The 22,748-nt window shown below is 65.5% G+C and carries 21 protein-coding genes; 7 read left to right on the forward strand and 14 right to left on the reverse strand.

Going from position 1 to position 22,748, the window contains the following annotated elements:
* Window positions 1-47 precede the first annotated feature (47 nt).
* Entirely contained in the window at window positions 48-1,328 is a 1,281-nt protein-coding gene (locus M3M27_RS10610) for a Coenzyme F420 hydrogenase/dehydrogenase, beta subunit C-terminal domain (RefSeq protein WP_434025673.1), read from the forward strand.
* On the opposite strand, the gene M3M27_RS10615 is transcribed toward M3M27_RS10610, so the two are convergent.
* The 5 genes from M3M27_RS10615 to M3M27_RS10635 form a co-directional block, all read right to left on the reverse strand.
* On the reverse strand, window positions 1,306-2,301 hold the full coding sequence (locus M3M27_RS10615) for a hypothetical protein (RefSeq protein WP_434025674.1): 996 nt from the start codon (window positions 2,299-2,301) through the stop codon (window positions 1,306-1,308). The genes M3M27_RS10610 and M3M27_RS10615 overlap by 23 nt on opposite strands.
* A gap of 19 nt (window positions 2,302-2,320) precedes the next feature.
* Complete coding sequence (locus tag M3M27_RS10620; protein ID WP_434025675.1) at window positions 2,321-3,205, reverse strand: glycosyl hydrolase; 885 nt, start codon at window positions 3,203-3,205, stop codon at window positions 2,321-2,323.
* A 39-nt stretch (window positions 3,206-3,244) separates the two neighbouring features.
* Window positions 3,245-4,588 (reverse strand): inositol-3-phosphate synthase, encoded by a 1,344-nt coding sequence (locus M3M27_RS10625; protein ID WP_434025676.1) that lies wholly within the window; start codon window positions 4,586-4,588, stop codon window positions 3,245-3,247.
* 283 nt (window positions 4,589-4,871) lie between these two features.
* Window positions 4,872-5,900 carry a Kelch repeat-containing protein gene (locus M3M27_RS10630; RefSeq protein ID WP_434025677.1) on the reverse strand — a complete coding sequence of 343 codons (1,029 nt, stop codon included), beginning with the start codon at window positions 5,898-5,900 and terminating at the stop codon, window positions 4,872-4,874.
* Between the two features lie 165 nt (window positions 5,901-6,065).
* Window positions 6,066-6,473, reverse strand: coding sequence for a winged helix-turn-helix transcriptional regulator (locus M3M27_RS10635; RefSeq protein ID WP_140721027.1), 408 nt, complete (start codon window positions 6,471-6,473; stop codon window positions 6,066-6,068).
* A 94-nt stretch (window positions 6,474-6,567) separates the two neighbouring features.
* Here M3M27_RS10635 and M3M27_RS10640 point away from each other — a divergent pair, with 94 nt between their 5' ends.
* Window positions 6,568-7,173, forward strand: coding sequence for an FMN-dependent NADH-azoreductase (locus M3M27_RS10640; protein WP_434025678.1), 606 nt, complete (start codon window positions 6,568-6,570; stop codon window positions 7,171-7,173).
* A gap of 130 nt (window positions 7,174-7,303) precedes the next feature.
* On the opposite strand, the gene M3M27_RS10645 is transcribed toward M3M27_RS10640, so the two are convergent.
* Window positions 7,304-8,109, reverse strand: a protein-coding gene (locus tag M3M27_RS10645) for an IS5 family transposase (protein WP_130531530.1) whose coding sequence is annotated in 2 segments (ribosomal slippage) — window positions 7,304-7,779 and window positions 7,779-8,109 — 807 coding nt in all. Because the reading frame shifts where the segments join, the coding sequence is not laid out codon by codon here.
* A gap of 168 nt (window positions 8,110-8,277) precedes the next feature.
* Between M3M27_RS10645 and trbJ the strand changes: the two genes are divergently transcribed.
* From trbJ to M3M27_RS10665, 4 genes are read left to right on the forward strand one after another with little or no spacing between them, the layout of a single operon-like run.
* A complete protein-coding gene (gene trbJ / locus M3M27_RS10650; protein WP_434025679.1) occupies window positions 8,278-9,042 on the forward strand; it encodes a P-type conjugative transfer protein TrbJ in 765 nt (254 codons plus the stop codon).
* 5 nt (window positions 9,043-9,047) lie between these two features.
* A complete protein-coding gene (locus M3M27_RS10655) occupies window positions 9,048-9,239 on the forward strand; it encodes a hypothetical protein (protein WP_181159443.1) in 192 nt (63 codons plus the stop codon).
* A 1-nt stretch (window position 9,240) separates the two neighbouring features.
* Window positions 9,241-10,878, forward strand: a complete 1,638-nt coding sequence (trbL, locus tag M3M27_RS10660) for a P-type conjugative transfer protein TrbL (RefSeq protein WP_434025680.1) — start codon at window positions 9,241-9,243, stop codon at window positions 10,876-10,878.
* Between the two features lie 2 nt (window positions 10,879-10,880).
* The gene (locus tag M3M27_RS10665; protein WP_434025681.1) at window positions 10,881-11,186 is read left to right on the forward strand and encodes a hypothetical protein; all 306 of its coding nucleotides are present in this window, start codon (window positions 10,881-10,883) and stop codon (window positions 11,184-11,186) included.
* Between the two features lie 638 nt (window positions 11,187-11,824).
* Here M3M27_RS10665 and M3M27_RS10670 read toward each other — a convergent pair.
* Both M3M27_RS10670 and M3M27_RS10675 read right to left on the reverse strand, forming a co-directional pair.
* Window positions 11,825-12,940, reverse strand: a complete 1,116-nt coding sequence (locus M3M27_RS10670; protein WP_434025682.1) for a replication initiator protein A — start codon at window positions 12,938-12,940, stop codon at window positions 11,825-11,827.
* Window positions 12,937-13,230 carry an AlpA family phage regulatory protein gene (locus M3M27_RS10675; RefSeq protein ID WP_434025683.1) on the reverse strand — a complete coding sequence of 98 codons (294 nt, stop codon included), beginning with the start codon at window positions 13,228-13,230 and terminating at the stop codon, window positions 12,937-12,939. Before M3M27_RS10675 ends, M3M27_RS10670 begins: the two co-directional genes overlap by 4 nt.
* Before the next feature lie 84 nt (window positions 13,231-13,314).
* Here M3M27_RS10675 and M3M27_RS10680 point away from each other — a divergent pair, with 84 nt between their 5' ends.
* Window positions 13,315-14,295, forward strand: coding sequence for a LuxR family transcriptional regulator (locus tag M3M27_RS10680; RefSeq protein WP_434025684.1), 981 nt, complete (start codon window positions 13,315-13,317; stop codon window positions 14,293-14,295).
* A gap of 117 nt (window positions 14,296-14,412) precedes the next feature.
* On the opposite strand, the gene M3M27_RS10685 is transcribed toward M3M27_RS10680, so the two are convergent.
* The 6 genes from M3M27_RS10685 to M3M27_RS10710 form a co-directional block, all read right to left on the reverse strand.
* Window positions 14,413-15,627, reverse strand: coding sequence for a tyrosine-type recombinase/integrase (locus tag M3M27_RS10685; protein ID WP_434025685.1), 1,215 nt, complete (start codon window positions 15,625-15,627; stop codon window positions 14,413-14,415).
* Window positions 15,628-15,933: 306 nt separating this feature from the next.
* Window positions 15,934-17,499 (reverse strand): glutamine-hydrolyzing GMP synthase, encoded by a 1,566-nt coding sequence (guaA, locus tag M3M27_RS10690; RefSeq protein ID WP_434025686.1) that lies wholly within the window; start codon window positions 17,497-17,499, stop codon window positions 15,934-15,936.
* On the reverse strand, window positions 17,496-17,924 hold the full coding sequence (locus tag M3M27_RS10695; RefSeq protein ID WP_434025687.1) for a hypothetical protein: 429 nt from the start codon (window positions 17,922-17,924) through the stop codon (window positions 17,496-17,498). Before M3M27_RS10695 ends, guaA begins: the two co-directional genes overlap by 4 nt.
* Window positions 17,925-18,141: 217 nt before the next feature.
* Window positions 18,142-19,599 (reverse strand): IMP dehydrogenase, encoded by a 1,458-nt coding sequence (gene guaB, locus M3M27_RS10700; RefSeq protein ID WP_140720922.1) that lies wholly within the window; start codon window positions 19,597-19,599, stop codon window positions 18,142-18,144.
* Between the two features lie 120 nt (window positions 19,600-19,719).
* The gene (gene folD / locus M3M27_RS10705; protein ID WP_434025688.1) at window positions 19,720-20,601 is read right to left on the reverse strand and encodes a bifunctional methylenetetrahydrofolate dehydrogenase/methenyltetrahydrofolate cyclohydrolase FolD; all 882 of its coding nucleotides are present in this window, start codon (window positions 20,599-20,601) and stop codon (window positions 19,720-19,722) included.
* A 115-nt stretch (window positions 20,602-20,716) separates the two neighbouring features.
* Window positions 20,717-22,546, reverse strand: a complete 1,830-nt coding sequence (locus M3M27_RS10710) for a monovalent cation:proton antiporter-2 (CPA2) family protein (RefSeq protein WP_434025689.1) — start codon at window positions 22,544-22,546, stop codon at window positions 20,717-20,719.
* Window positions 22,547-22,748 lie beyond the last annotated feature (202 nt).

A 22,748-nucleotide genomic window follows, 5' to 3' on the forward strand; every position in this document is an offset into this window, starting at 1 on the left:
TCGGTTGCGGTGCCTGCGTCGCGCAAAGCGGCGTGCCCGGGGCCCGCATGCGCATGGACCGCGATGGCCTGCTGCGGCCCGCAGGTCCGCCTGGCTGGGGCGAGAATGCCGTGCCGCGCTTCGAGCGCACCTGCCCGTTCTCGCCCGCGGCCGACGACGAGGACCGCATCGCGGCGGAGCTGTTCCCGCACGCCGGCCTGCACGATGCGGCCACCGGCCGCTTCGCCGCCGCCTACGTCGGCCACGCCGGCGAGGGAGCGTTCCGGGCCGAAGGCAGCTCGGGCGGCATGGCGACCTGGCTCGCTGCCCAGTTGCTGCGCGAGGGAATGATCGACGGCGTCGCGCACGTCCACGCGATCGAGGATCCCGGCCGCGACGGCCGCTTCTTCCGCTACCGCATCTCGCGCGACGAGGACGCGTTGAAGCGCGGCGCCCGGTCGCGCTACTACCCGGTCGAGATGTCCGAGGTGCTGCGCATCATCATGGACACCCCCGGACGCTATGCGGTGGTCGGCATCCCCTGCTTCATCAAGGCCGTGCAGCTGATGCGCCGCGAGCACCCGCTGCTGCGCGAGCGCATCCGCTTCACCCTGGGCCTGTTCTGCGGGCACATGAAGAGCGCGCGCTTCGTCGAGAGCCTGGCCTGGCAGATGGGCACGACCGGGCGGGACGTCCGCGGCGTGGAGTTCCGCCGCAAGCTCCCGGACCGGCCGGCCAGCTGGTACAACGCGGCCCTGGCCCTGCACGATGGCCGCGTGCTCGACCGCGACTGGTGGCACCTGGCCGATGGCGACTGGGGCGCCGGCTTCTTCATGGACCCGGCCTGCAACTTCTGCGACGACGTGATGGCCGAGACCGCGGATGTCTCTTTCGGCGATGCCTGGGTGGAGCCGTACGCCTCGGACTGGCGCGGCAACAACGTGGTGCTTGTACGCTCTCCCGAGGTGGCGCGCATCGTCTCGCGCGCCGTCGAGGACGGCCGGGTGAAGCTGGACCGGGTGGACGCCTCGTTCGTCGCGCAAACCCAGGCGGCCGGCTTGCGGCAACGGCGCGAGGGGCTGGCCTATCGGCTCGCGCGCCGGCACGGCCTGCGGCCGCGCAAGCGGGTGGTTCCGGACAGGCGCGTGCCCTCCGCGCAACGCCGGCTGGTCTATCGCATGCGTTGCGCCATCTCCGCAGGCAGCCATCGCGCATTCCGCATCGCGCGCCGCCTGGGCATTCCCGCGCTCTACATCGGATGGGCGCGCGTCGCGGCGGCGACCTACCACGCCCTGGCCTACCACCGCGGCCGTCTGGGCGCCTGGATCAGGCGAGTGGGTTTGCGCTGAACCCGCCGGATCCGGATTTCCAGCGCGCGGCGCGATCGCCCAGCATCCGCCCGACGCGGGCGACCACCCCGGCCCAATCGCCCGCCTTCGCTTGCCGCACCAGGCGCATCGTCGGATACCACGGGCTGTCCTGGCGGCCTTCCATCCAGCGCCAGTCCGGCTCGGTGGAAAGCAGCGTCCACACCGGCACTCCCAGGGCCCCGGCAAGGTGGGCCGGCATGGAATCGATGGTGACCAGCAGATCCATCGCGCGCACCCCGCGCGCGTAGTCCGTCATGCCGAACTCGCCGGGGAAGCGGCCGAACTCGCCGTTCCATCCCGCCTCCCGCGCGCCGGGCTGGAGGATGAACCAATCGACGTCCGGCAGCTCCGCCAACGGCATCAGGGTCGCGAACGGCATCGAGCGCGCCGGGTTCCAGTCTCCCGCCTTCCATACCAGCCCGATCGCGGGTCGATCCGCGCGGCGCGCCAGCGCCATGGGCTCCGCGCGCAGGTACGGGACCTCCGCCGGCACGGTCGCCGGCGTGGTTCGGAAGAAATGCGCCAGCTCCATGATCTCGATGTCCGCGTCGTAGCCGGCGTCAGGGGCGCCGTCGTGCAACGGCAACAACCGGTCGATCCCGGCCACGCCCCGCAGCAGCCCGAGCAGCGAGGGCTGCGCCCACACGATCACCTCGCGGGCGATCGCCTTGAGCGGCCGCATGTAGCGGATGAACTGCAAGGTATCGCCCAGGCCGTGGTAGCACCGCACCAGCACGCGCCGGTTGGCCAGCGGCGCGCCGGTCCACACGTACTGCATGTGCCGCGGCCAGTGCGCGCAAGGCCGGCAAGCGCGCAGCGGGAGCTCGGCGTCGGTGATGGCCCAAGCCTGCTCCCATTCGCCGCGCCGCATGTGGCGCAGCCAGGCCTGCAGCGGATCCGTGCCGGGATCGCCGCAGGGAGGCTCGGCCGGGCGCGCATGCTGCAGGGCCATCGTGGACGTTCCGCGCCGGTCAGGCATAGCGCCGCAGCATTTCCACGCAGAAGTCGGCGAACTCCTGCATCTCCTGCGGCGGGCTGGTGTGGTGGGGACGTATCCCCCTGCTCTCGGGGGTGAAGCAGAAGGTGACGGTGAGCTCGAAAGGCTCCAGCGCCTTCATCATGCGATCGAACCACGCCAGCGCATCCGGCCTGTGCCGGTCGGCCCAGCTCAGGCCGGTGCGCAGTCGGCGCACGCCCAACCGCTTGAGCCAATCCACGGCGGCATCCAGCCGATGATCCTCGAAGTGGAACCACTGGCAGATGCCCAATTCCGGCGTGTACTGCGGGAACTGCCTCAGCGCGAGCTTGGGCGTGCCGTCCTCGCGCAGCAGCCCCATGTAGAAATGCCGGTAGTACGACGAGCCCTCCGCTTCGCGATGACGCGTGGTCGCCTCCCACGCGCTGGGCAGGTCGTACAGGCTGTACCAGTGCACCCGCTCGACGCGGCCCAGCAGCAGCTCGGCGGTACGCCGCAGCCCGAAGTCCTGCACCTCCTCGGCGCCGAAGCTGGACACGCCGACCTCCGTCACCCAGACCGGCAGGTCGGTGACGGCCTCGATCTCGGCGATCTTGTCGCGCCAGGCGTGGATCGGCCACAGGTTCCAGTCCAGCGGGAACCCGTGCACCGCCACCACGTCCATGTCGTCGAGGGCGCCCAGTCCCTGCAGGTGGCGCACGAAACCCGGATCGATCGGCGAGATCCCGCCGAGCACCCGCCGTACCCGCGGGCACTCGGCCTTGGTCGCCTGCGCGGCGATCGCCACCATCCGGGCATACATCTTCCACTCGGGATCGACCTCCATGTCCCAGTGCGACTTGTTGTTGGCCTCGTTCCAGAAAGTGACGGCTTCGATCATGTCGGCATGGCGGCGCGATGGCGAGGCGGGGAACCTGCGTCAGGCCCCCACGGGCTCCTGGTAGTAGTCCAGGCCCAGGTGCGTGATGAGGTCCTCGCCCATCATGTGGCGCAGCGTGTTCTGCAGCTTGATCAGCTGCTTGAAGATGTCGTGCTCCGGGCGCAGCCCGGGCGCCGTCTGCGGCGACTTGAAGTAGAACGACAGCCACTCCTGCACGCCCGACATGCCCGCGCGCTTGGCCAGGTCGGCGAACAGCGCCAGGTCCAGCACGATCGGCGCGGCGAGGATCGAGTCGCGGCACAGGAAGTTGATCTTGATCTGCATCGGATAGCCCAGCCATCCGAAGATGTCGATGTTGTCCCAGCTCTCCTTGTTGTCCCCGTGCGGCGGGTAATAGTTGATGCGGACCTTGTGATAGAGCTCGCCGTACAGCTCCGGGCTGAGATCCGGCCGCAGGATGTCCTCCAGCACGCTCAGCTTGGAGACCTCCTTGGTGCGGAAATTGTCCGGATGGTCCAGCACCAGGCCGTCGCGATTGCCCAGGATGTTGGACGAGAACCAGCCGCGGATGCCGAGCGCCCGTGCCTGCAGCCCGGGCGCCAGGATGGTCTTCATCAGCGTCTGCCCGGTCTTGAAATCCTTGCCGCCGATCGGCGTCCCGTTGGCCGCGGCCAGTTCGGCCAGCGCCGGGATGTCGCAGGTCAGGTTCGGCGCGCCGTTGAGGAACGGGATGCCCTGCGAGATCGCCGCATAGGCATAGATCATCGAGGGCGCGATGGCCGGATGGTCCTCGCGCAGCCCGCGCAGGAAACCATCCAGCGTCGCATGCACGTCCTGCGGCTGGATGTACTTCTCGGTCGAACCGCACCAGACCATCACCATGCGCGCGCAGCCATGGGCCGCGCGGAAGCGCTCCAGGTCCTCGATGACCGCTTCGGCCTGCGCCATCTTGCCGGCGGCCTGCTTCACGTGGCGACCATCCAGGTTCGAGACGTAACCGGGATCGAAGACCGCCGACATCGGCCGGATCGCCTCCAGCTCCGGCCTCACCGCATCGAGCATCGCCGGGTCGAGCACGCGCGCATTGCGCGCGGCCTCGTACACGTTCTCGTCGTAGATGTCCCAGCCGCCGAAGACCAGGTCGTCCAGGTCGGCCAGCGGCACGAAGTCGCGGATGCGCGGATGGCGGTTCTCGGTGCGCTTGCCCAGGCGGATGTTGCCCATCTGGGTCAACGAGCCGATCGGCAGCGCGAGCTGCCTGCGCACGGCCTGCACGCCGGCGATGAAGGTCGTCGCCACCGCGCCCAGCCCGGGCATCAGGATGCCCAGCTTTCCTTCGGCCGGTTCGACGCGCGTGGGTTTGATTGCGTGTTGGTAGGTCACGCGGCCAGCATGTAAGCGCTGCGGTAGAGCATCCGTGAAGCGGCCACATGCGTGGAGGCGCCGCGTGATGCCGCGTTGACGCGCCGGCGCACTGCGGGCACGTCCCGGCTGCCAGGCTCCACGCACGCACCCGGCCAGCGCGGCGCCATCACGGTGTCAGGATGAAGTCCAGGCTCTTGGCGTGCGCCGCCGCTTCATCCGCTTGCCGCGCACATTACCTCGCCGCCCACAGCGACATCGCGCGATGGAGGCCGCCGCGCCACGGCATCCATCGGGATCCGCTTCAGAGTGCGCCGAGCACCCAATGGTCGTTCAACTCGGGGCCGCCGCCGCGGTTGCCGCTGCCGGCCACGACATGGATCGCGTCCCCGGCCACCACCGCCTGCATGCCGTGCCGGCCGACCGGCATCGCCGGCAGGCTCGTCCACGTTTGGTTGCGCGGATCGTAGGCTTCGACCTCGGCATGCGCGCGCTCCTGCCGCTCGCTTTCGCCACCCAGTACCACGATGCGCCCGTCCAGCACGACCACCGAGACTCCGGAGCGCGGCGTCGGGATCGCCTGCGCCGCCGTCGTCCAGCGCCGCGCGGCGACGTCGTAGACGTCCATGCCGTCCAGGTGCAGCCCCATCTGCCCGCCGTCCTCGTGCCCGCTGAGGCGCCCGCCGACCGCGTAGATCTTTCCGTCCAGCACGGCGGCATGGAAGTGGTCGCGCGCATGCGGCGCATCGGGCAATGCCGTCCACGTTCCGGTCTTCGGATCGAACGCATCCAGCCACGGCACGAACCCGGCGCGATGGCCCAGCCGGTTTCCGCCCACCAGGTAAAACACGCCCTCGTGCACGACCAACCCGCCGCCGCCGCGGCGCCTGTCCGCCGGCAGCTCGGGGCCTTCTTGCCAGCGGTCGCTTTCAGGATCGTAGATCAGCACGCGCGGCACGACCTCTTCCTGCGGCCACGGCCCGGTCAGCGCCCCGATCACGTAGATGCGGCCATCCAGCACCGCCGCCTGCGTGTGGTGGATCTCCATCGGCGCCGCCGCGCCCTGTCGCCATTCGCCGGTGGCGAGGTCGAGGATGTCCAGCGGCGGCTGGCCACGGCCGCCGATGACGAACAGTTCGCCATCCACCACGGCCGCCGCACTCTCGTGGCGCGCCGTGGGCTGGCCGGAAGAGCGGGATGCCGCGGACCAACCTGGACGCGCGGGCGCGTTCGCCTCGGCCACGGATGTTCCGGCGGCCATCGGGACGGCGTCGGCCGCCGGTGTCAGCGTGGCGGCCATCCACAGTGCGAATCCGCAAGCGTGCTTGAGCATGCAACCCCCTCCGTGCCATCGAAACGAAGTGCCGGGTATGACACAGCGCCCGGCGCCGATCAATGCGTGGCCTCGCGAAACTGGGCCACGCGTCCCATGCGGACCGGCTCCCCACGTCGCCTTCCGCGTACCCGGTCGCCCGGCGGTGCAGCCTCCGGCCGGGGCCTACTTGAACGGCACGGCCGCCTCGCCCTCGGCCTTCTCGCGGGCATCGAAGGCTTCCCTGGCCGCGTCGATGTCGGCGATGTGCTGTCCGGCCCAGGTGCCCAGCGCGATCACCGGCTCGGTCAGCGAGCGCCCCAGCGGCGTCAATTCGTACTCCACGTGCGGCGGCATCACCGCATAGACGGTGCGCTTGATCAGCCCGTCGCGCTCCAGCCCGCGCAGGCACAGCGTCAGCATGCGCTGCGAGATGCCATTGATGGCGCGCTTGATCTCGGTGAAGCGGCGCGGCTTGGCGGCCAGGAACATGATGATCAGCACGCTCCATTTCTCACCCACGCGGGCCAGCACCTGGCTGACCTTGTGGCAGTCGGTTTGCCGCAAATCATGAGGGAAATCAGTCACTTTCATGTTACCGGGTTCTCTTGATGTGCCGTATTGTGCACCTTGGGAGCCGTAGTTACATTCCTAGTCCCGGTCACAATTCTATACCGAAGGACTTCCCATGACGCTCCTCCACATCGACGCCAGCATCCTCAACGAGCAGTCGGTCAGCCGCCAGCTCACCGCCTCCATCGTCAAGCGCCTGACCGACCAGGCGCCCGGCACGCAAGTCATCCGCCACGACCTTGCCGCGGAGCCGATCGAACACCTTTCCGCCGCCGAGTTCCTGGCCTTCCAGGGCGTCGAGCCGCAGGGCCCGGCGCAGCAGGCGGTGGCCCGCAACGCCCGCCTGCTGAACGACTTCCTGGCCGCCGATACTCTGGTCATCGGCGCGCCGATGTACAACTTCTCGCTACCCTCGCAGCTGCGCGCGTGGCTGGACCGCCTGGCGGTACCCGGCAAGACCTTCCGCTACACCGCCAACGGCGTCGAAGGGCTCGCCGCCGGCAAGCGCGTCATCGTCGCCTCCACCCGTGGCGGCATGTATGGCGAAGGCACCCCGATGGCCTCCTTCGACCACCAGGAAGCCTACCTGCGCAACTTCTTCGGCTTCCTCGGCATCACCGACATCGCCTTCGTGCGCGCCGAGGGCCTGTCGATCAGCCCCGAACTGCGCACCGCCGCGATCGACGCCGCCACGGCCGAGGTCGAGAAACTGGCCGCGTGACGCGCGGCCATCGATCAGCAGGACCATCCCCATGCATACGACATCCACGGCGGCTGCGGCCGCCCCTCTCGACAAGACGCCGCGCTTCATCGAATTTCTGCAAGAAAAACTTATTACCCACTAAGAGCGGCTAACAAAACCCGGGAAGATGGCGAAGACAGATGACCGAGCAGGCGAGAGACAGCAGGGCCAGATGGATATCGATCCGGCGTTCGAAACGGATGCGCAGCTTGCCCATGCCCGCGAACCAAGCATGAGTGCGCTCGACTACCCAACGATAGCGTCCCAGCCTATCGTTGCGTTCTATCCCCTTGCGGGCGATACGCGGGGTGATACCTCGCTGGTTGAGGTGATCGCGGCAGCGGTCGATGTCGTAGGCCTTGTCGGCGTGCAGCTTGCCCGGCCAGCGTTGCGGACGCCCCGGCTTGCCAGCGATCGGGGGCAGTGCATCAACCAACTCCTCGAATACCACCGAGTCGTGCCGGTGGGCTCCGGTGACACAGAACGCCAAGGGAATGCCGTTGCAGTCGGTGATCAGGTGCCGCTTGCTACCGAGCTTACCGCGATCGGTCGGGTTCGGCCCGGTGTAGGCGCCCCCCGGGGGGCGGCCACACTGGCCGCGTCCAGGCTGGCTCGACTCAGGTCCAGCTTGTCGGCCCGGCGCAGTTCGGCCAACAGGACCTGATGCAGACGATGCCAGACCCCGGCGGCTTGCCAGTCGCGCAACCGCCGCCAGCAGGTCATGCCGCTGCCGTAGCCCAGTTCCTGGGGCAACTCCTCCCACGGGATGCCGGTGCGCAGGACATAGACGATACCGTTGAGGGCTTGTTGGTCGCTCACGCGCGGTCGCCCTCCCTTGGGCGAGGGCTTCACGGGCGGGATCAAAGGTTCGATGCGCTTCCACAGCGCGGCGGGAATCTCTTTGCGACGTGCCATGCAGGCGATTTTGTCATCACCGCTCAGGTGTACAAGGCGGTTTTGTTAGCCGCTCTTAGTCCATCCAAAGCGCTTAAAGGAATAGGCGGATAGAAAACTATCCGCCGATGATTTCATCCAAGGAACGGAGAAAAATAGCGATGTGAATTCAACAGAGGACCGCGAATTATGATTACTCTTTTCAAGAAAGTCACCCCCGCCGCGCTCACCGTTGCTATCGCCGCCGGCATGATGGGGGGAACGGCAACGCTCTATGCACCGCCCGCCCATGCAATCTACTGCTCGAACTGCTCGACCGTCTGGAATCAGATGATGGAGTACGCCAAGGCGGTCGAAACCTCGATCAACACGGCGCGCCAGTTGCAGACGCAAATCCAGCAGTACAACGACATGATTAAGCAAGGCCTGTCCTTGCCCAACAGCATGTTCCAGAGCTTCACGAATGACCTGCGCCGGTTGCAGTCGATCTACAACGACAGCCGGGCGCTCGCGCATTCGATATCGAACCTCGATTCGCAGTTCCGCGACCAATTCAAGGGCTACGACAGCTATCTCAAGAGCATCGGGCAAGGCACCAACAACATGCCCGACCGCTACCGGAATTGGGCGCAATCGAGCTTCGACAATGCGCGCACGGCGATGGAATCGGTCGGACTGAATACCAGCATGTTCGATTCCGAGGATGCGGTGCTCGCCTCGTTGGTGTCCCGCTCGCAGACTGCGCAAGGCCGGATGCAAGCGATTCAGGCCGGGAACGAAATCGCGGCCCAGCAGGTGCAGCAGCTCCAAAAGCTGCGCGAAATGATCGCCACCAACGTCACGCTGCAAAGCAACTACATCGCGCAGCAGACCGAGCGGCAGGCGGTAAGTGATGCTGCCGCTCAACAGTTCTATAGCCGCAAGAGCCAGCGCGGCCCGAGCGAGGGCTTCTAATCATGATGACTATTTCCAAGCGGGTATTTGCCGCACTGCTTATCGGTGTCGGCTTCGGTGGCGCGGTTGTGTCCCGGCTAGTGATATCGCCCAGCAGCGAATGCGCGGTGATCGCCGACAAGATCAGCAAAGGCGACGCGGCCGAAGAAGAGTTCCGCCGCCGCCCGAGCCAGCGCGGCCCATCGGAGGGGTTTTGATATGAACCGCAAGACCATCCCTCTCTGCTTCGCCGCGCTGGCGCTTCTGTTGCTGACCGGCACTGCGATGGCTCAAGGCGTGGATCTCACCCAGAGCAACACCGCCATGAACGGGCTGCTCCGCGAGATTCACGAGGCATCCAACGCATGGACCGGCCGGCTACAAGGCTATGCAACGCACCTGCTCGTCGGCCTTGCCGTGATCCAGCTCGTCCTACAGTTCATGCCTTTGGTGTTCAAACAGGCGGAAATCGGGGAAACCATCGGCGAGATGGTCCGCACGATCCTCGTCGTCGGCTTCTTCTTTGCCCTGATTGAACACGGGACCGAATGGGTCGGCGCGGTCGTCAATAGCTTCCGGCAGGCCGGCGCATCGGCGGCCGGCCTGCCCACGGAAAAGCTCATGCCGGGTGATATGTTCGCGCTGGCGGTCGAGTTCTCGGAAAAGATCATGAATTCTGGCATGTCTATTCTGAGTCCGATTACGTCGGGCGTCATTGCCCTCGGCGCGATCATTGTCCTGCTGTGCTTCGCCTTCATCGCGGCGCTGATCTTCGTGACGTTGGTTGAGGCCTATGTCGTCATCAACGGCTCTGTGCTGCTGTTCGGCTTCGGTAGTTTGCGGTTCACGCGGGAATACGCCATCGCCCCGCTGCGCTATGGCGTCGCCGTTGGTGTCAAGCTGTTCGTGCTGACCTTGCTCGTCGGCCTGATTATGACGGCCGCCGCTGGTTGGTCGGCAAAGTACGCCAACGATCAAGCCTCGTTGCTGACGCTCGTCGGGCTGTCTTTGGTGTGCGCTTATCTCACGCGCACGATCCCTGAATTGATGGGCGGCATGATTTCGGGCGTTTCGATGGGCGGTGGCCACGCTATCGGCGGCATGGCGGCCGCAGGTGCCGCAGGCGCGGCGGCGGCTATCGCCACCATTGCGACCGCAGGCGCGGCCGCTCCGGCGGCCGGTGCCCTCGGCGCGGGTGGTGCTGGGGCGGCCGGTGGGGCGGCCGGAGGCGGTGGTCTGGCTGGCCTCATCAATTCCAGCTTCGCCGGGCAGGCTAGGGCCATGTCGGCCGGTAGCACGGCAGGCGGCATGGCCAGCGCGGCCAGTTTGGGCGGCGGCAACGCGGTCAAGGCGGCAGCGCCGCGCATCGGCGGCGGCAACGCGGCCGGTAGCGGCCCGGCTGCGAAACCGACCGGGGAAGCCGGCAGCGGCATGAATCAGGCCGCCAAAGCGGCCGGGCACGCGCCGCAGAATGGCGAGGACAAGAGCCAAGTGCAAACGCAGCCTGCCCCGGCGCCGTCGTCTGACAGTGGCAGCAACAACGCCCATATGTTCGCCTCTGGCGCGGTTCGCATGACGGGCGTGCTCTCCGCCATGTCGGTTCCGGGAATGGAAGGCGCGGCAGGCCTGTCGCTCAACGCGCCGAGCACGCCTGCCGCCGGCAGTGAAGGCGAAACCCCGACCGAAAACGCGAGCGCGGCGGCTGACTCCGAAAACGTTATTCGCCCGGCGAGCACCGCGCCCACCGAGGCGAAGGCCTCGCCCTCGTCGGCGGCGGATGCACCGAAGCCAACATCGTCCCTTGCGACCCTGCGTGTCGCCGGCATGGTCTCGTACCCTAATCCTCAAGGAGCCTGAAAATGACCGAATTTCTGTACACCTTCGGAATTCTGTTTTTCGTGTTCGCCATCATGTATCTCCTAGGCTTCTGGCTGCGCGCGCGCGGCCACGGTCCTAAGCTCGATGCCATCGCCGACAAGATCGAGGCTGCACGCGGGTTCATGGCGGATCGCATCATGATCCCGCTGGGGTTCGGAATGCTCGGCGCGGCGCGGGCCATCCATAGCGTGCCGCTGCTGGGTTCCAAGCAGTCGGCCCATCAACTCGCCCAGCTCGTGGCCCAGCTCCAGGAACAGCAGCAGGCGCAACAGAAGCGCCGGCAGTAAGTTTCGAAACCGAGCCAGCCGCAGCCCGCCAAGGATGGCGGGCTTTCTTTTGCCTGCGCAAAGGCGGCAGAAGCGCGTAAAACGGGCTACACGGGCCGAAGCGACCGAGATGCCCCCACCCTGCACCCACCCCCATGAAAACTTCATCACGGCCCGCCTGCGCAGCCGTAGGCGTATCAGATTACACGCGGGTGGCGCCCGGCAATCTGCGCCTTTCCTTTTGGTGTCCTCCCGCTTGCCCGGCAAGTAACCGGCTCAAAGCCTGATCCGGAAAGCAATCAGGCGTTCACCTCGCTCATCTGCGTCTAACCGCACCGTCCCTCGCATGAGCTGCGCAACCGACAGCCGCGATATGGTTATGCACAGGCCAATCGGGTTTTAAGAGTTTTATATAGATTTAAAGAGTTTTAGGTGCGCGAGTTGCCAATTTTCCCCGACTTTTCAATGAATTACGGAGGTGACCAGTGGGTAATAGACGGTTTCTGGTGGGTAATAGACGGTCCCGGGTGGGTAATAGACGGTGCCGGGTGGGTGATAGACGGTCTGTCCACAAGCAGGAGAGCGATTTCTTTGTGTCCGTCAAACGTATGAGTTTCTGGACAGCCAAAGAGGCCATTTCAAGCCTTCTTGGCACTGCGTCACCGTCTATTACACACCGCCGTATCATGTAGTAACGCGTCAGGCGCTTCGCTCCGATGCCGCATGAGCAATTGAGGGCCGCTCTGCCCTGCCTCCTCACGTAAAGTGTATTCGGGCAGGTCGTCGGCTACGATAAGCTTGCGCAGGATGCGGCAGAACTCTTTAAACGTGCCGGCGCTTCCGCTGCGCTGATAGATCGTCCGAAAAGCCCATTTCGCCTTACCCTTCCCGGCGGCGCGACGCGCGAGACGATAAACAAAGCGACCCATACCCGGCTCGATCAGAAAGTAGTCCGGGTGTACAGTTAGAACGTCCGGTTGCTTGCCCTCGGTGATCTCGCGGTAAATCCAGTTTGGGGCCTCGATCTCCACTCTGGCCACCTTGCCTGTATCCGTGCGCGATACGATCTCGTAGGAGCTGATAAGCCCCTCCGATTTGACCTCGCGCGTAGTGCGCTTACTGTCGCGCGATACTTCCCGCACGCTCTTGATCGTGGTTCCCTTGAGCCGGTCGAGCGCTGCTTCGACCTGCTCGAACTGGCGCGCGCCGTCACCTTTGCGACAAAATTTCAGAATGTCCGAAACGTGCGGTTTAAACACGCGGCCGGGTTTATCCCCCTTCCCCTCTCGATAACGGTTCATGGCTTCTGTGAGGTGGGAAACGAGCATCAGCACAATGTCATAGTCCCAGATCGAGGCCATGCCATCCGGCCCCGCCTTGACCTCCACGTGGCCGTCCGGCAGTTCGTAGCGGATGACCTCACCCGCCCGTTTATCCTTCTTGGACAGGCGGAACACGGCCACATCCATCATGCTGCGGCTGTCGCGCGTGCCAACTTCACGCAAGGCCGGGATGAAGAAATCCGGCTGCTCGTCGCCCTTGGGCGGTTTGCGCACGAGGGTCGCCGGTTGCTGATTAGAAACAGTCGGACGGCCTACCTTTTCCGCTTCCCGCTGGAAGCGGGCGGCAACGTGTTCGTATGTCTCGCCAGGACGTGCAGCAGCCTCGATGCACTCCCTCTGCTGCCTCCTCATGGCCTCAATGCGATCCAGCAGACCGCCAACGTCGCCTAGCACAGCGCCGATCGGCGTAAGACCGCTGTTTCTGATAATCATACGAGCGGTCCGACCTCCGTCGCATAAGGCCGAGCGCAGGCAGTTCGTTTCCGGGCATTACCGCGGTTGGGGCCCATCCCGGGATGGGCGGCTTGAATGCCCGACGACTTGCGCGTCTCAATCCATTGCTCGACGTCGGCCAGATCCCAGGCGACGTTCCGGCTGGTTAGTGCTATGCGGCGCGGGAATTCACCTCGCTGCTCCAAGTTGTAAATCGTGCGCTCGCACAGCGGGATCATCGCCAACAGCTTCTTTTTGTTGATGAGAGTCCTGCTCGTCTTTGCTTGCATGATTTGACCTCCATCAGTCACTTTCGAATGCGTGCCTGATGGTGCCCGGCATTACAGATTGCATCGACCTAATGATTGGCTAAAATGGTTGACATGAAAAATCAGCCAACCATAACCGTCTGGGACGGGTGCGATCCCACCGTTTCAAAGGCCATCGGACAATTTCAGGATCGCTGGAAGCCCTACTCAGAGTATGGGAAGCGCTACCCCATCGCTCGGCTTATCGAAGAACTCATTGACCCCGCTGTTGCGGCATACTCGGCAACGCTTCCGTCCCGATACGTGGGCCACATCCCCGGCGCAGGAACGGGCGTGGCCTTCAGCGAGATTGTCCGACTGGTCGGGCTCACTGCGATGGTGCGTTTACAGCGCCAGTTACTTCGAGCATTTGTCCTCACGGAAGACCAACAGTCCCCGCGAGATCAGCGATTTGTCGCGACACTTGAATCTTTGATTGAGTTGGTTTGGGCCTGCGCTCGTAAGCGTCCCGCGAAAAGGCAGGTACGCAATACTCGCCTGAACGGCCAGCGCTTGCAGGGCTTTTGCCGCTTTTGCGGCGAACTCGCGGAGTTGACTTCCTTCGCCGCAGGAAGCGACGCACCCAAAGCGGACGATGCAGACGAGCAGCTCCGCCTGAGCAACCTGTACTGCGTGGACCACCGGCCCAAGTTGGCGAATGGCGCATGGAATCCTGCGTACAGGAAAGCGAAACGCTCCGTGGCGCAGTTCGATCTCGAACTAGAAAGACTCACCCGACAATGCGCAATGCGGGGCGCGCCGCAAGCGAAATCTGGCAACGAACTGGTTGACGGCTACATCCTCCATTACATGCTCGGACAGACGTTGCAGCCGGCGGATGAAGCCGAGCTGCGAAACCGAGCACGCCTAATGGTGGACTCTAAATTGTCGGATCGAAAAAAGCAGATACTGATGCTTCAGCGAGCTGGCTTCAATCAGTCTGAGATTGCCCGCAGACTAGGTATTGAACGGCAAGCTGTATCGAAGGCCATTGCCTCGATCCCCCAGATATTTCGACTGAGCTTGCCAAAGCGTTCTGCCCGCTAACTTGTTCGCTCCGCTTAAGTGCATCCCGGCCGAGCGTTAATTGATCTCCGGCCGTCAAGGCAGTCGCACCGTGCAAACCGAAGCGTCCAATAAAGAGCCCGTCGTTCGACAAAGAAATCAGCAGTCTTTCCCCACTTGCGGCTTTCTAAGCGTCCACTCGTCTATCATGTCCGCCCAGTCCTGCAACATCGCCGCCCGTTGCTCCCGGTACTCCGCCTTGTTGTAAACAGCCCTCACTCCCCGCTGCTCGTGCGCAAGGCACTTCTCAATCCAATCGGTGTTGTAACCGGCTTCGTGGAGTAGCGTGCTGGCGGTGCGCCGTAAGTCGTGCGGGCCAAATTTGCCAAGGGGCTTGCCCTCCTTCTGCGCCAAGCGGTAAGTCAGCGTCAGCACCTGATTGAGCGTGGCGCTGCTCATGGGCAAGTCCGAGTCGTACCGCGACGGCAACACGTAGTCCGACCCACCCGCGAACGTTTTCAGTGCGATGAAAATGTCCAGCGCCTGTCGCGATAAGAACACCAAATGGGGATTGCGCCGCTTCATCCGCTCCTTTGGAATCGTCCAAAGCGCCTGGCTGAAATTGATCTCGCTCCACGTGGCGTTGGTCAGTTCACTCTTGCGCACCATGGTCAGCAACAGCAGCTTGGCAGCCGCCCGAATGGATGGCGTCGTGCCGATGCGCTCGATGTACTGGTACATCAGACCGATTTCGTCAGGCGTCAGCGCCCGGTCGCGCGGCTCGAACTTAGCGATGGTCGTTGGACGCACAAGCTCTGCCGGGTTCTCCACCTTTTGGCCGCGCTCGATGGCCCAACGATAGACCTGCAACACCACCTCGCGGGCATGTACCGCCGTGGCCGGAGCGCCGCGCTCCACGATGGCATCAGTCAGCGCTCGCAAATCCTCGTGTGTGATCTCGACCAACTTCTGATTGCCGAATTTCGGCTTCAACTCGCGCTCGAACACGGAACGGCGCATGTCGCGGGTGGAATCGGCCATCTGGTAGCCGCGCAACCACTTCTCCGCCCAAGCCCCGAACGTCTCTGCATCCTTGATACGGGCCTTGTCCCGCGCTTTCTCCTTCGCTGGCGACTTCCCGGCCGCGATCATCTTCTTGGCTTCGCCCAGCCGTTCCCGGGCTTCCGCGAGCGTGATGCCTCCTACACCATAGCGGCCGAAGGTGATGGTCTCCTGTCTGCCATGGATCGCGTAGTTGTAGCGGAATGAGATTGACCCGGCCGGTGTAACGGCCACGTAGAGGCCGTCACGGTCATTCACTTTGTAGAGCTTGTCCTTTGGCTTGAGGTTTCGCAGCTTGGTATCGGTCAGCATGGGCCTTTGCAGTTCTTCGCTTCGATACCATGCTCGGAAACGCTACGTTGAACCAGTGAAAATCCTTCAAGATCAACGTACTACGCACACTCAATACCATGATCCGCTCATTTTCACGACATGGTATCGGGCGCCAGACATGGCATCAGTGGTACTCGGTGCCATCGACTATGCCATAAAAAAGTGGTGCTTGGCGATGCAAAAATCTGCCGGAACGTGCCAGACATACCAGCAAAAAAGCCCGCATTTCTGCGGGCTTACGTGTGTTTTGGTGCTTAACCGTGCCAGTCCATGCCGGACGTGGGATCATTCCCACTCGATGGTCGCCGGCGGCTTGCCCGAGATGTCGTAGACCACGCGCGAAACCCCGCGCAGTTCGTTGATGATCCGGTTGGACACCGTGCCCAAGAAGTCGTACGGCAGGTGCGCCCAGTGCGCGGTCATGAAGTCGATGGTCTCCACCGCGCGCAGCGCGATCACCCATTCGTAGGCACGGGCGTCGCCGACCACGCCAACCGACTTGACCGGCAGGAACACCGCGAAGGCCTGGCTGACCTTGTCGTACAGGTCGGCCTTGCGCAGCTCGTCGATGAAGATCGCGTCGGCCCTGGCCAGCAGCTCGGCGTACTCGGCCTTGACCTCGCCGAGGATGCGTACGCCCAGGCCCGGGCCCGGGAACGGATGGCGATAGACCATCGTGCGCGGCAGGCCCAGTTCCACGCCCAGGCGGCGCACTTCGTCCTTGAACAGTTCGCGCAGCGGTTCGACCAGGCCGAGCTTCATGTGCTCGGGCAGGCCGCCGACGTTGTGATGGCTCTTGATGACGTGCGCCTTGCCGGTCTTGCTGCCGGCCGATTCGATCACGTCCGGGTAGATCGTGCCTTGCGCCAGCCACTTGGCGTTCTTCAGCTTGCCGGCCTCCTCGTCGAAGATCTCGACGAACAGGTTGCCGATGATCTTGCGCTTGGCCTCCGGGTCGCTCACGCCTTCCAGCGCCTTGAAGTAGCGGTCGGCGGCATTGACGCGGATCACCTTGACGCCCATGTGCTCGGCGAACATCGCCATCACCTGGTCGCCCTCCTGCCAACGCAGCAGGCCGGTATCGACGAACACGCAGGTCAGTTGCTCGCCGATCGCCTTGTGCAGCAGCGCGGCGACCACCGAGGAATCCACGCCGCCCGACAGGCCGAGGACGACCTCGTCGTCGCCCACCTGCTCGCGCACGCGCGCGATCTGGTCCTCGATGATGTTGGCCGCGGTCCACAGCGTCTGGCAGCCGCAGATATCGACCACGAAGCGCCGCAGCAGCGCCTGGCCCTGCAGGGTGTGGGTCACTTCCGGGTGGAACTGCACGCCGTACCAGCGCTTGTCCTCGTTGGACATCGCGGCGACCGGGATGCGGTCGGTGGTGGCGGTGACGGTGAAACCCGGCGGCGCCTTGGAGACATGGTCGCCGTGGCTCATCCACACGTTCAGGCGCGGCGCGCCGCCGTGGTCGCTCAGCCCGCGGAACAGCGCGTCGGGCGCCACCACGTTGACCTCGGCATGGCCGAACTCGCGCTGGTCCGCCGCCTCGGTGGCACCGCCCAGTTGCGCGGCCAGGGTCTGCATGCCGTAGCAGATGCCCAGGATCGGCAGCCCGCTGTCGAACACTTCCTGCGGCGCCGCCGGCGCGCCCGGGAGCGTGGTCGATTCCGGCCCACCCGACAGGATGATGCCCTTCGCCCCGAACTTCTCGATCTCGGCCGGATCATGGTCCCAGGCCCAGATTTCGCAATACACGCCGATCTCGCGGATACGGCGGGCGATCAGCTGCGTGTACTGCGCGCCGAAATCGAGGATCAGGATCTTGTCGTTGTGGATGTTGGTCATTGCTCGGGCGCAGGGAAAGGGTGAACAAGGAAAGTGCGGTTGATACTGTCTTCCAACGCACGATGTTGCGACACGGCCAGAGGATCGTCGTCGGACCAGCGCTGGCCGACAAACCCATCGGCACGTAGCTCGCGCCGGGGATATGGGTCGCCCCACATGCAGACGCTCAGGCTCTCTCCGCGCACATACGCGTTCTTGCACAAGATCAAGCGTGAGTCCCTAGAGCCCAACGAACCGCCGCTCAGCGTACTCATTACAGTTCTCCGGCCCGGGTCGTCCCCATACGGCCATTGCAGATGCTCGGCGTTCTGCTGTTCGGCGTCCCTGAGGAAATCCTGATAGTTCTCAGGATTGTCAGTGCAGGACACCCATGCTCGAAGGCTGGATACCTGCGGGGCCACGATCTGCCACTGGTAACTGTTCAAGCGCTGCAACTTCCAACCCTCGGGCAGCTTGAACTCCGTGTTGTTGCAGGGGGACGCCACCACCAGCCTCTTGGATTTGGAGGGCGTGCCCTCGCGCCTCGAAGTGGAGTCCGTATTGGCCGAACAGCCCGCTATCGAAAAGCAGGCTGCCGCGAACAGAGATATCCCCTTTACCATTTTGCTCCGTATCGTCCGTGGGGCCTCTGTCGCCACCCGATCACCCCATCCGGTAGTTCGGCGGTTCCTTGGTGATCTGCACGTCGTGGACGTGGCTCTCGCGCTGGCCGGCGCCTGTGATCTTCACGAACTTCGGCTTGCTGCGCATCTCGTCGATGGTCGCGCAGCCGACATAGCCCATCGTCGCACGCAGGCCGCCCACCAGCTGGTGGACGATGCCGCTGACCGAGCCGCGGTACGGCACGCGGCCTTCGATGCCTTCCGGCACCAGCTTGTCGGCGTCGGAGGCGTCCTGGAAGTAGCGGTCCTTGGAGCCTTTCTCCATCGCCGCCAGCGAGCCCATGCCGCGGTAGCTCTTGTAGCTGCGGCCCTGGAACAGCTCGACCTCGCCCGGGGCTTCCTCGGTGCCGGCGAACAGGCCGCCGATCATCACCGTGGAGGCACCGGCGGCGAGCGCCTTGCCGATGTCGCCGGAATAGCGGATGCCGCCGTCGGCGATCAGCGGGATGCGGTCCTGCAGCGCCTCGGCGACCATGTCGACCGCGGTGATCTGCGGCACGCCCACGCCCGCCACCACGCGCGTGGTGCAGATCGAGCCGGGGCCCACGCCGACCTTGACCGCGTCGGCGCCGGCGTCCATCAATGCCAGCGCGGCGTCGCCGGTGACGATGTTGCCGCCGATCACCTGCAGCTGCGGGAAGTTCTTCTTGACCCAGGCCACGCGGTCGATCACGCCCTGCGAATGGCCGTGGGCGGTATCGACGATCACCACGTCCACGCCGGCGGCGGCCAGGGCCTCGACGCGCTTCTCGGTGTCGCCGCCCACGCCGACCGCGGCGCCGACCAGCAGGCGGGTCGCGGCGTCCTTGGCGGCGTTCGGGAAATCGGACTTCTTCTGGATGTCCTTGACCGTGATCAGGCCGCGCAGCTCGAACGCATCGTTGACCACCAGCACCTTCTCGATGCGGTTCTTGTGCAGCAGCTGCAGCACTTCGTTCGCCTCGGCGCCTTCCTTGACCGTGATCAGGCGGTCCTTCTTGGTCATGATGTGGCGGACCGGGTCGTCCAGCTCGGTCTCGAAGCGCATGTCGCGGTGGGTCACGATGCCGACCAGCTGGCCGCCGTCGACCACCGGCACGCCGGAGATGTTGCGGGCGCGGGTCAGCGCCAGCACGTCGCGGATCGAGGTTTCCGGCCCGACCGTGATCGGGTCGCGGATCACGCCCGATTCGTACTTCTTGACCTTGGCCACCTCGGCCGCCTGCTGCTCGACCGTCAGGTTCTTGTGGATGATGCCGATGCCGCCCATCTGCGCCATCGCGATGGCCAGCCGGGCCTCGGTGACGGTGTCCATGGCGGCCGAGAGGATCGGCAGCTTCAGCTTCAGGCTGCGGGTCAGCCGGGTCTCCAGGCTGACGTCCTTGGGCAACACTGTCGAGTGGGCGGGGACGAGCGAAACGTCGTCGTACGTGAGAGCTTCAGCCTGGATGCGCAGCATCGGCGGACCCGAGAGTTTTGGGGAAGCGCGACATTTTACCCTGAAACGCGCCGCAACGACACCGTGGCAACCTGTCGCAGGCGCAATGCAGCGTTGCCGCCGGCCCGGCCCCGCTCCCGTTCAGCCAGCGGCTTCGGCGGCCTCGATCGTGTTCTGCATCAGGGTCGCGACCGTCATCGGCCCCACCCCGCCCGGCACCGGCGTGATCCAGCTGGCGCGCCTGGCCGCGGCCTCGAAGCCGACGTCGCCGACCAGCCTGCCGTCCTCCAGCCGGTTGATGCCCACGTCGATCACCACCGCGCCGGGCTTGACCCATTCGCCGGGGATCAGCCCCGGCCGGCCCACGGCCACCACCAGGATGTCGGCATTGCGGACGTTCGCCTCCAGCACCTCCGGCGGCGTGAACTTGTGGCAACTGGTCACGGTGCAGCCGGCGATCAGCAGCTCCAGCCCCATCGGCCGGCCGACATGGTTGCTCACGCCCACGATGGTGGCGTTGCGGCCGCGCACCGGCTGGTCGGTGTGGCTCAGCAGGGTCACGATGCCGCGCGGCGTGCACGGGCGCAGCCCGAACTCGCGCAGCGCGAGGTGGCCCACGTTCTGCGGATGGAAGCCGTCCACGTCCTTGCGCGGATCGATGCGCTGGATCAACCGGTTGGCGTCCGGGATGCCCGGCAGCGGCAACTGGATCAGGATGCCGTGGATCTTCGGGTCGGCGTTCAGCCGGTCGATCAGCGCCGCCAGTTCCGACTCGCTCGTGCCTTCCGGCAGGTCGTAGTCGAAGGCCTCGATGCCGACCTTCTCGGCCGCCCGCCGCTTGTTGCGCACGTAGACCGCCGAGGCCGGATCGCCGCCCACCAGCACCACCGCCAGGCCCGGCCGGGCCTTGCCCGCCGCGACCCGGGCGTCCACGCGCACCTTCAGCTCGTCGAGCAGTTCCTCGGCGATGCGGCGGCCGTCGAGGATGCGGGCGGTGTGCGAAGGGGCGGATGCGTCGGTCATCGGGCGCGGGCTTGGGAGGGGGCCGCCTATTGTCCCCGATTCCGCCGTGGCCGACACCCTCGCGATCGCCCGGATGCGCACCGCTCCGCAGGCGCGAAGGGACGAGCCGGCCGCTCTACTCGCCGGCCTGCGGCTCGGCGGCCGCATCCGCGTTGAGGGTGCGGCTCTCCCGCTTGGGCGTGGTGAACGGCGTGGGCTTCGGGCCAGGCTGGTTGCCGTAGACCATCGATGCCCCCGCCTTCAGGCCGCCGCCGGCCATCTCCAGCTCGAAGCGCTCGGCGTCGCGCTTGCGTATCTCGGTGGCGATGTTGGCGGCCTCGTCCTCGTCCACGCCCAGCTCCACCAGCGCCGCCTGCCCGAACTCCACGGCCGACTCGAAGGTCTCGCGGACCTGGTAGTCCACCCCGGCATGGATCAGGTGCAGGGAGTGCTCGCGGTCGTAGGAGCGCACCAGCAACCGCGCCTGCGGGAACTCGTGCTTCACCAGCTCGACGATCCGATCGGTCACGTCCCGGCGATCGGTACAGACCGCGATCGCCTGCGCGGTCGCCGCGCCGGAGGCATGCAGCACGTCCAGCCGCGCACCGTCGCCGTAGTAGATCTTGAAACCGAAATCCGCGGCGGCGCGGATCATCTCGATGTCGGTATCGATGATGGTGACGTCCACGTCGCGCGCCAGCAGCGATTGGCTGGCGACCTGGCCGAAGCGGCCGAAGCCGATGACCAGCACCCGCCCGCTCTGCCCGTCCCCCCGTTCTATGCCCTCCATCGAGGGCTCCTGCTCGGGCAGCATCCGCTCCATCAGCAGGACGAACAACGGCGTCAGCGCCATCGAGAGCACCACGATCGCGGTGAGACTCGCGCCGACCCGCGCGTCGATCACGTTCGTGGCGGCGGCCGCGGAGAACAGCACGAACGCGAACTCGCCGCCCTGCGCCATCAGCACGCCGCGATCGAGCGCCTGGCTATGGTCCGAGCCGGTGAAGCGCGCGACCAGGTAGATGCAGATCGCCTTGCCGACCATCAGCGCCAGCACGCCCAGCAGGATGCGCTGCCAATCGCCGGCGACGACCGACAGGTCCAGCGCCATGCCCACGCCCAGGAAGAACAGGCCCAGCAGGATGCCGCGGAACGGCTCGATGTCGGCCTCGATCTGGTGGCGGAAGGTCGATTCGGAAAGCAGCACGCCGGCGAGGAAGGCGCCCATCGCCATCGACAGCCCGCCCAGCTGCATCAGCAAGGCCGCGCCGAGCACGACCAGCAGCGCCGCCGCGGTCATCACCTCGCGGGCCTTGGCCTGCGCCAGCAAGCGGAACAAGGGATTCAGCAGCCACCGGCCCGCGGCGATCAGTCCGGCGATGCACCCCGCCGCGACCAGGATCGAGCGCCAGCGGTGGGATTCGGCGGCCACGTCGCCCACCGGCGCCATCAGCGCCACCACCGCCAGCAACGGCACGATCAGCAGGTCCTCGAACAGCAGGATCGAAACGATCTTCTGGCCCGACGGCAACGCGACGTCGCCGCGCTCGGACAGCAGCTGCATCACCACCGCCGTCGAGGTCAGCACGAAGCCGGACGCCGCGATGAACGCCACCGACGGCTCGAAGCCCAGCAACATCGCGATCCCGGTCAGGACCACGCCGCAGGTCGCGATCTGCAACGTCCCCAGCCCGAAGATCTCCCCGCGCAGGCTCCACAGGTGCGAGGGGCGCATTTCCAGCCCGATCACGAACAGGAACATCACCACGCCCAGTTCGGCCACGTGCAGGATCGACTGGGGATCCTCGAACCAGCCCAGCCCGAACGGCCCGATCGCCAGGCCGGCCGCCAGGTAGCCCAGGACCGAGCCCAGTCCCAGGCGGCGGAACAAGGGAATGGCCACCACGGCCGCGCCGAGCAGGGCGACCACGCTGGTCAGGTTGCTGGTTTCGGCGGAGGTCGTCATGGTTCGGTCCTGGAACGTGCTTGCCGCTGCGATGGAAGGAAGACTGCCGGCGCCGGAGGCCGTACTGCAAGAACGCCGGCGTCCCGAGCGCCCCCGGGCGACGGCATGACCCGCGCCCCGCCCGGCCCGTCTCGTGGAATGAAGGCCCACGCGTACCCATTACATAACACGCTCCGGTACCCGGCCCGTCCGAAACGACGAA

The organism is Xanthomonas boreopolis, assembly GCF_046529185.1.
GTDB lineage: Bacteria > Pseudomonadota > Gammaproteobacteria > Xanthomonadales > Xanthomonadaceae > Pseudomonas_S > Pseudomonas_S boreopolis.

What these genes read in the sequence shown, in the direction of transcription:
- M3M27_RS10610 (WP_434025673.1), top strand. Translation starts at nt 48, where the DNA reads ATGCGCATGGACCGCGATGGCCTGCTGCGGCCCGCAGGTCCGCCTGGC.
- M3M27_RS10615 (WP_434025674.1), bottom strand. Translation starts at nt 2,301, where the DNA reads ATGGCCCTGCAGCATGCGCGCCCGGCCGAGCCTCCCTGCGGCGATCCC.
- M3M27_RS10620 (WP_434025675.1), bottom strand. Translation starts at nt 3,205, where the DNA reads ATGATCGAAGCCGTCACTTTCTGGAACGAGGCCAACAACAAGTCGCAC.
- M3M27_RS10630 (WP_434025677.1), bottom strand. Translation starts at nt 5,900, where the DNA reads ATGCTCAAGCACGCTTGCGGATTCGCACTGTGGATGGCCGCCACGCTG.
- M3M27_RS10635 (WP_140721027.1), bottom strand. Translation starts at nt 6,473, where the DNA reads ATGAAAGTGACTGATTTCCCTCATGATTTGCGGCAAACCGACTGCCAC.
- M3M27_RS10640 (WP_434025678.1), top strand. Translation starts at nt 6,568, where the DNA reads ATGACGCTCCTCCACATCGACGCCAGCATCCTCAACGAGCAGTCGGTC.
- trbJ (WP_434025679.1), top strand. Translation starts at nt 8,278, where the DNA reads ATGATTACTCTTTTCAAGAAAGTCACCCCCGCCGCGCTCACCGTTGCT.
- M3M27_RS10655 (WP_181159443.1), top strand. Translation starts at nt 9,048, where the DNA reads ATGACTATTTCCAAGCGGGTATTTGCCGCACTGCTTATCGGTGTCGGC.
- trbL (WP_434025680.1), top strand. Translation starts at nt 9,241, where the DNA reads ATGAACCGCAAGACCATCCCTCTCTGCTTCGCCGCGCTGGCGCTTCTG.
- M3M27_RS10665 (WP_434025681.1), top strand. Translation starts at nt 10,881, where the DNA reads ATGACCGAATTTCTGTACACCTTCGGAATTCTGTTTTTCGTGTTCGCC.
- M3M27_RS10670 (WP_434025682.1), bottom strand. Translation starts at nt 12,940, where the DNA reads ATGATTATCAGAAACAGCGGTCTTACGCCGATCGGCGCTGTGCTAGGC.
- M3M27_RS10675 (WP_434025683.1), bottom strand. Translation starts at nt 13,230, where the DNA reads ATGCAAGCAAAGACGAGCAGGACTCTCATCAACAAAAAGAAGCTGTTG.
- M3M27_RS10680 (WP_434025684.1), top strand. Translation starts at nt 13,315, where the DNA reads ATGGTTGACATGAAAAATCAGCCAACCATAACCGTCTGGGACGGGTGC.
- M3M27_RS10685 (WP_434025685.1), bottom strand. Translation starts at nt 15,627, where the DNA reads ATGCTGACCGATACCAAGCTGCGAAACCTCAAGCCAAAGGACAAGCTC.
- guaA (WP_434025686.1), bottom strand. Translation starts at nt 17,499, where the DNA reads ATGACCAACATCCACAACGACAAGATCCTGATCCTCGATTTCGGCGCG.
- guaB (WP_140720922.1), bottom strand. Translation starts at nt 19,599, where the DNA reads ATGCTGCGCATCCAGGCTGAAGCTCTCACGTACGACGACGTTTCGCTC.
- folD (WP_434025688.1), bottom strand. Translation starts at nt 20,601, where the DNA reads ATGACCGACGCATCCGCCCCTTCGCACACCGCCCGCATCCTCGACGGC.
- M3M27_RS10710 (WP_434025689.1), bottom strand. Translation starts at nt 22,546, where the DNA reads ATGACGACCTCCGCCGAAACCAGCAACCTGACCAGCGTGGTCGCCCTG.